General features: G+C 73.4%; 6 protein-coding genes. 1 reads left to right on the forward strand and 5 read right to left on the reverse strand.

Annotated elements, in window-relative coordinates; genetic code table 11:
- Positions 1-39: 39 nt before the first annotated feature.
- From ACFU6K_RS25450 to ACFU6K_RS25460, 3 genes are all read right to left on the reverse strand, one after another.
- Complete coding sequence (locus ACFU6K_RS25450) at positions 40-1,248, reverse strand: hypothetical protein (RefSeq protein ID WP_380666709.1); 1,209 nt, start codon at positions 1,246-1,248, stop codon at positions 40-42.
- A gap of 253 nt (positions 1,249-1,501) precedes the next feature.
- On the reverse strand, positions 1,502-2,950 hold the full coding sequence (locus tag ACFU6K_RS25455; RefSeq protein WP_380666711.1) for a hypothetical protein: 1,449 nt from the start codon (positions 2,948-2,950) through the stop codon (positions 1,502-1,504).
- Entirely contained in the window at positions 2,947-3,624 is a 678-nt protein-coding gene (locus ACFU6K_RS25460) for an RNA polymerase sigma factor (RefSeq protein WP_380666713.1), read from the reverse strand. Before ACFU6K_RS25460 ends, ACFU6K_RS25455 begins: the two co-directional genes overlap by 4 nt.
- A 233-nt stretch (positions 3,625-3,857) precedes the next feature.
- Here ACFU6K_RS25460 and ACFU6K_RS25465 point away from each other — a divergent pair, with 233 nt between their 5' ends.
- Positions 3,858-4,913 (forward strand): helix-turn-helix domain-containing protein, encoded by a 1,056-nt coding sequence (locus ACFU6K_RS25465; protein WP_380666715.1) that lies wholly within the window; start codon positions 3,858-3,860, stop codon positions 4,911-4,913.
- 9 nt (positions 4,914-4,922) lie between these two features.
- Here the strand turns inward: ACFU6K_RS25465 and ACFU6K_RS25470 are convergent, their stop codons facing one another.
- Both ACFU6K_RS25470 and ACFU6K_RS25475 read right to left on the reverse strand, forming a co-directional pair.
- Positions 4,923-5,732: a MerR family transcriptional regulator gene (locus tag ACFU6K_RS25470; protein WP_380666717.1), complete on the reverse strand. Its 810-nt coding sequence runs from the start codon at positions 5,730-5,732 to the stop codon at positions 4,923-4,925.
- 85 nt (positions 5,733-5,817) lie between these two features.
- On the reverse strand, positions 5,818-7,059 hold the full coding sequence (locus ACFU6K_RS25475) for a hypothetical protein (RefSeq protein ID WP_380666719.1): 1,242 nt from the start codon (positions 7,057-7,059) through the stop codon (positions 5,818-5,820).
- Positions 7,060-7,217: the final 158 nt, after the last annotated feature.

Genomic DNA, 7,217 nt, shown 5'->3' on the forward strand with positions numbered 1-7,217 from the left:
GTGGGAGGCCGGGCCCTTCGGCTCGGGGGCGGGCGTCCGTCACCGGCGGCCCTGGGGGCCGAAGGCGTTCCAGCGGCCGGCCTGGTGGCCGTTCGTCTGGGCGCCGACCTCGACCTCGACGTCGAACCGCGGGGCCTTCTTCATCGTGATCCGGAAGGAGTACTCGACCGAGTCGCCCCGGCGGTTGGACTCCAGCCCGGTCGGGGCGACCGCGATCAGGCCGTCGCAGTCCTCCCGCAGCTCGACCGGCTTCCACGCGCCGCCGGCCATGACCTCCAGCACGACGTCGTCCGGGGTCAGCCACGCGGCGCTCGACACGCCCACCACGGGGCGCAGGTCCGTGGTGCCGTGCGGGGCGTCGACCACGAAGCCGAACTCGGCGGGGGTCGTCCCGACCTTGGGGCTCGACGCCGTCACGCCGGTCACCTCCGGGGCCCGGTGGTCGACGAGCGCGGCGTTCACCACGGCCTTCGCCATGTCCTGGTAGTCCGTGGAGTTCGGCACCGGGGCGTCCGCCTCGATCGTGATCCGCCCCGGCCGGTTGGCCGTGGACAGCCGCATCCGGTACTCGATGGTCCGGCTCTCGCCGGCCGCCAGCGTGAAGGCCCCGTCGTTCCGGTTGATCACGTAGTCCATCCCGGTGCCCTGGCTGAGGTGGTCCAGCGTCTTCCAGCCCGAGGCGTCCTTGCGCTCCAGGGTGCCGTCCGCGCTCCCGAACACCCGTGCGCAGGGCGCGCCCGCGTACAGCTGGGTGGCCACCACCGGGGCCACGCCGCGGGTGCCGGTGGCGTCGTTGTTCTTCCAGGTCACGGAGAAGGACACCAGGTCGTTCAGTTCGATCTGCCCGCCCTCGTTCAGGCCGTCGAAGGTGATGCCGATCCCGCTTCCGCCGGACTCGGCCGGGGCGGCCTTCGGCGCGGCGGGCTTGGCCACGGGCTTGACGGCGGGCTTGGCCGGCGCCTTCGCGACGGGCTTGGCCTCGGTCCTGGCGGCCGCGGCCGCGGGCGCCGGGGCGGCCGGGGCGGCGGTGGTCGGCGCGGCCTCGGTGGTCGGCGCGGCCGGGGCGGGGGTGGTCGGGACGGCGCCCGCGCCGGGGGTGGCCGACGAGGTGGCCGCGGGGGTGGCGGCGGGAGCGGAGGCGGCGACGGACGCCTCGCCGTGCGTCGGGCCGCAGGCCGCGATCCCCACGGCGGTGACGACGGCCAGCGGGACGATCTTCGCAATACGGGCGATAACGGACGCGTTCATGTGACAGTCCCCCCAAGGACATGGTGATGGTGGTGATCGAATGAGCGGGCGCCTACCGTCGCGCCCCGAGGAGCCGGCCCGAGCCCCGGTCCCGCCGGCTCGCTCTCCCTGCCTCTCACCCTGATAGACGTCCATCCCGCCGGGGGGTTGCAGGCCGGTTCGAAGAATTTTTCCGGACCCCTCCCCGGAACGCCGAAAGGCGCCGCGACCGGGGAAACCCGGCCACGACGCCTCAACTGCCCGTGCGGTACGGCTACTTCACGACCGTCACCGGGACGATCACCTCTTTCAGGGAGGTCAGCGGCGCGGAGCCGTCGTACGGCAGCGTCGCCTGGAGTGACACCGGCATCGTGCCCGGCCCGTCCAGCTTGTCGAGGCTCATCCGGTACGTCACCGTCCTGGACTCCCCCGGCGCGAGCGAGAACTGGGCCTGCTGGCCCACCATGGCGTAGTCCATGCCGCCGCCGATCGCGAGCGGGATCTCCCTCCAGGCGCCGCCGTCCTGGCGCTCCAGCCTGCCCTTGTTCATCGTGACCATCTCGCTCGGCGGCGTCCCGTCGTACTCCTTCGTGTAGACCAGCGGCTGGAGCTTGTCGTACGTCTTCTGGCCGGTGTTCCGGTACGTCACCGAGAAGGTCACCGGGGTGCCGTTGGTGGACACCTTCTGCCCCGCGCCGATGCCGCCGTCGACCGTGATCGCGATGTCCTTCGCCCCCTTGTCCGACGGGGTCAGGGACGGCGACTTGTGGCCGCTCACGTCCAGGCTGTTGACGATCGCCGTCAGGCCCGGCTGGTAGTCGCTCTTGAGCCCGTTCGCCACCACGAAGACCTGGTCCAGACCCATCCCCCACAGCTGGGCGGTGAAGGCGTCCCCGGGCTTGCAGGTGACGTTCCACTGGGTCTTGTCGATCGTCTTGCCGGCCACGGTGGACTTGGTCCGCACGGGTGCGCCGACCGAGGAGTAGCCGTTGTCCGGGAAGTAGGGCCGGCCCCAGATCGGGCAGTTCGGCTGGTGACCCCAGCCGCTGTCGGCGACCAGGTCGTCCGTCGTCGGCCAGGCGCCGCCCGCGAGTTCGTCCGGGGAGTTGTAGGCCACCACCAGGACGCCGTACGGCTCGCACCTCGCCGGCGCCCAGCCCTGCTGCGGCTCCGTCGGCGCGCCCGGACTCAGGACGCACACCCGGTCGGCCGAGACCGGTACGGCCTTCCAGCCAGCCGGGACCTTGAACTTGACGCCCCGCAGGCTGGACGAACTCGCCGCGCCGCTCGCGGTGCCGGGGGCGGAGGTCGCGGAGGTCGGAGTGCCGTCGGCGAGCGGGACCTCGGTCTCGGCCGTGCCGGCGGGGGTGCCCGGATCGGTGGGGGCGGCCGTCGGGCTGGGGTCGCCGGTCGGCTCGGGCGTCGGGCTCGGCGAGGTGGTCAGGGTGGCGGCCGGGGGCGGGACCTCGTCCTGGGCGACCGGCTCGCCGTGGAAGGTGAGCACGCCGAGCGCCATGGCGGCGGCCAGGCCGAGCGGCACGGTGACGGCGTACACCGGGCGCAGCCGGCGGATCCGGTTCTTCGGGGGAGCGGCCGGGCGCAGGCTGGCGGCCGTGACCAGGGAGGCCCGGGCCGTCATCGCCTCGCGGAGCAGCCGTTCCGTCGGTGTCTCGGCCGGCCCGTCGCCGTCGCCGCCGCTGCGGCGGGGGAGCTTGTCGGTCATCGAACCTTCTCCAGGTGCTTTTCCAAGGCGTCCAGAGCGCGGCTGGCGGTGGACTTCACGGCACCCCGGGACAGCCCCAGGGTCTCGGCTATCTGCGCCTCCGACAGGTCGGACCAGTAGCGCAGCACCAGCACCTCACGCTGGCGGGGAGTCAACTCCTGCAGGGCCACCAGCACCCGGCGGTGCTCGTCGTTGAGCACCGCGTGGTCCTCGGCGGACGGGGCGTCGGCCACGTGCGGCGGCACGTACTCGCGGGCGGTCTTACGGCGGCGCAGCATCGAGCGGGCGCCGTTGACCACCGAGGTGCGCAGGTAGCCGAGCGCGTTGTCGAGGTCGTCCAACTCCTCGCCGTGGCGCTGGTAGAGCTGGGTGAAGGCGTCCTGGACGACGTCCTCGGCCAGGTCCTGGTGGTCGACCAGCATGACCGCCATCCGGACCAGGCCGAGCCGGTGGGCGTGGTACAGGTCGGTCAGGGTGGGCCGGTCCTCGGCGGGCTTGCGGCCGCCGCGCAGCAGCCGGAAGCCGGAGCGGCGCTGCTTCGCCTCCTGCTCGGTGACGGCGCCGGCGAGCGGCTCGCCGGCCTCCTGCGCGCCGAACAGCGCGGTGACGACTCCACGGATGGAGAAGCCCCGCCCCCCTGCCTGCGCGGCGGTCGGCCCGATGGCCATGGACATGCGCGTTTCCGCTTTCCCCCGGGACGGTGACGGCGGCCGCCGTTCCGTCAGGTCACCTGATCAAGATCGTGATCGGGGGGATCATCCCAGCCGCCCTCTGCCGGGATCCCTCCGCCCCGTACCAAAGGACGTGTGACGGGGGTGAAGGTTGCAGGTGGGTTCGAAGAAAGTTCCGAAGGGGTCGGGACGGCTACACTCACCGGCATTCCGCCACCCGTGAGCAGGGGGTTCGCATGGCCGAGCAGCACGCCGAGGACCGGACCGGAGCCGTCCCGCGGCCGGTGCCCGTCGCCATCGGCCGGCGCCCGGAGCCCGTGCACGACGTCGCGGTGTACGCCTTTCCGGGCATGGCGCCGTTCGAACTCGGCGTGGTGGTCGAGGTGTTCGGGCTGGCGCGGCCCGAGCTGGCCGGGCTGCTGGCGGCGCCCTGGTACGGACTGAAGGTGTGCGCCGACCGCCCCGGGACGCCGCTGGAGGCGGTGGGCGGCTTCGCGCTGACCGCCCGGCACGGGCTGGACGAGCTGGCGGCGGCCGACACGGTGGTGGTCCCCGGGGTGCCGAACCCGTTCGGCGGCGTCTCCCCCGACCTGGTCGAGGCGCTGCGCACCGCGCACGGGCGCGGCGCCCGGATCGTGTCGATCTGCTCGGGCGCCTTCGCGCCGGCCGCCGCCGGACTGCTGGACGGCCGGAAGGCGACCACCCACTGGCGGTACGCCGAGCTGCTCCAGCAGCGGTACCCGGCGGTGCGGGTCGACCCGGACGTGCTGTACGTGGACAACGGCGACGTGCTGACCAGCGCGGGCAGCGCGGCCGGCATCGACCTCTGCCTGCACCTGGTCCGCCGGGACCACGGCGCCAAGGTGGCCAACGCGGTGGCCCGCCGCTTCGTGGTGGCACCCCACCGGGACGGCGGGCAGGCCCAGTTCGTCGAGGCGGCGGTCCGCCCGGTCCAGGAGGAGGACGACGGGATCGCCCGCAGCATGCGGTGGGCGCTGGACCACCTGTCGTCCCCGCTGACCATCTCGCAGCTGGCCCGCGCCGCCCGGATGTCGGACCGCTCGTACCTGCGGCACTTCACCGCCCGCACCGGGACCAGCCCGATGCGCTGGGTCGTCACCCAGCGCATCGCGACCAGTCTGGCGCTGCTGGAGTCGCCGGAGGGAACGGTGGAGGAGATCGCCGCGGCGGTCGGCTTCGAGAGCGCCGCGACCTTCCGCCACCACTTCGGCCGGGTGATGCGCACCTCGCCGACCGCCTACCGGCGCTCCTTCGGGCGCGGGGTGGCCTGAGCGCGCGGCCTACTGCCCCGCGCGCTCCCCCTCGGTCTTCTCCGCGGGCTTCCCCTCGCGCAGGTCCGCGTTGGCGACGATGGCGTCGTGCAGCCACCGGGCCAGGCCCGGCGCGATCTTCTCGTAGGTGTCGGTCCAGCGCGGGTCGGAGACGTACAGGTCGGCCAGCCCGCGGTGGATGGTGTACGTGCAGTCGTAGAAGTTCTGGCAGATGTGCTGCCGGTGCTCCTCCGCGAGGTCGGTGGCCACCGTGCCGTCGGCGGGCTCGCCGGCGGCGACCGCCCCGGCCAGGCGCTCGTTGAGCGCGGTCGTCTCGACCTGGATGCGCTGCCAGTCGGCCTTGGAGTAGCCGCCGGTGCGGCGCTGCGACTCGGCCCACGCCTCGGTGTCGCCCCAGCGCTGCTCGGCCTCCTGCTCCCAGCCCTCCTGGTAGCCCTCGCCGAAGATCTCGAACTTCTCCTCCGGGGTCAGCTGAATGCCCATTCTCCGTGCCTCCATGGCGTGTTCGACGGCTGAGGCGAGCTCCTGGAGGTGACTGATCCGGTCGGTCAGCAGCCGGTGCTGCCGCCGGAGGTGTTCGGTCGGACTGACCGAGTCGTCGTCCAGGATCGCCGCGATCTCGTCCAGGGGGAACCCGAGCTCCCGGTAGAAGAGGATCTGCTGCAGCCGGTCGAGGTCGGCGTCCACGTACCGGCGGTAGCCGGACCGGGTACGGCCGGCCGGGGACAGCAGGCCGATCTCGTCGTAGTGGTGCAGGGTGCGGACGGTCACCTTGGCGATCTTCGCCAAGCCGCCGACCGAGTAGCCCTCACTGGTCATCGGGGTTCCTCCCTGGTGCTGACCACCACTCTCGGCTCTCACGTCGCGTGAGGGTCAAGCCGTGGACGGGGACGGGCCCGCGCCGTCAGACCCCGGCACCGGCCGGCACCCGCTCGCGCCGCCGGCCGCCCCGGCGGCCGGTGCCGCCGCTCCCCCCGTCGCCGGGTGCGGCGGGCCGCTGCCGACGGGACCGCTGGGTGGGCCAGAACAGCACGTACGCGGCGGAGACCACCACGAAGGCGAGCCGGACGAAGCCGCGGGCCGCGTCGGACGGGAGGAACAGCGTGCCGCCGTACAGCGAGGCCAGCGCGATCCAGCTCCACCACGGGACCAGCCGCTTCTGCCCGACGGCGTCCCAGAGCAGGGTGCCGAGCAGGATCGAGGCCGTGTAGTAGGTGTAGACGCTCGGGTCGAGCAGGACGCGGGCGTCGGCGCCCAGCAGCACCACGGCCGGCCAGCGGCCGCGCCAGACGGCCACGCAGCCGAGCCCGATGCCGAGCGCGAACTGGGTCGGACGGTCCCACCACGGGGTGGCCGGGTCGGTGACCCCGAACCAGCGCAGCGCGGAGGCGGGCTGGTTCGGGATGGTGAACTTGGCGGCCGCCATGGTGTCCAGGTTGCCCAGGTAGAACGGCAGCCAGGCGATCGCCACCAGGGCGCAGAACCAGAGTGCGGTGCGCAGCCAGGCGGGCCGGGGCAGTGCCAGGATCAGCGGGGCGAAGGCGATCGCCCAGGGCTTGGAGTCCACCGCCAGCGCCAGGAAGACCGCGACCTGGACGGGCTTGCCGCGGGCCAGGGCGTGCGCGGCGAGGGTGGTGAAGAACAGCGCGAGGACGTCGTCCAGGTGCGCGAAGCGGACCGAGACCTCGACCCACATCGGGATGAACGCCAGCCCGGCGATCAGTAGCCGCTGCTGGAGCCGCCGGTGGTTGGTCCCGGTGCCGAGGTAGTACAGGGCGGCGGTGCGGCCGACCACGACCAGCATCACCAGGCCCAGCCCGGCGCTCACCGCCTCGGCGATCAGCTCGCCGGTGTGCGGTGCGAACGGGGCGGTGAGCCGGGCCGCGGCCAGGCTGACCGGGCCGATCTGGAGCTCCGGGTGGTGGGCGTAGAGCGACAGGCCGCCGTCGGGCTGGCCGCTGAAGAGCAGCTGCTCGCCCTGGCGCAGGTAGTGCCAGGAGAAGCCGCCGCTGGGCTCGACCAGGAGGAACCAGAGCACCGTCCAGGCGGTCAGCAGGACGTGGTGCCTCCGGAGCGGCAGCCCGGCTATCCGCCCGGTCGTCGCCTCGTAGTCGGTGGTGGTCCGTGCCGTGCGTGCTACCCGCACCTGTCCTCTCCCCGCCGTTCCGCCCCCCTCCGGCCGGACATCCTATGTGACGGAGGAGAACCGTCCGGACCGCCCGCGGGACCGGCCGTGCCGACCCCCGGAACGGCCCGTGCCGCCCGCGGATCCGTCCGACGGGACGGTGCGGGCGGCACGGGGGG

It is taken from the genome of Kitasatospora sp. NPDC057512, from assembly GCF_042802135.1.
Taxonomy (GTDB): Bacteria; Actinomycetota; Actinomycetes; order Streptomycetales; family Streptomycetaceae; genus Kitasatospora.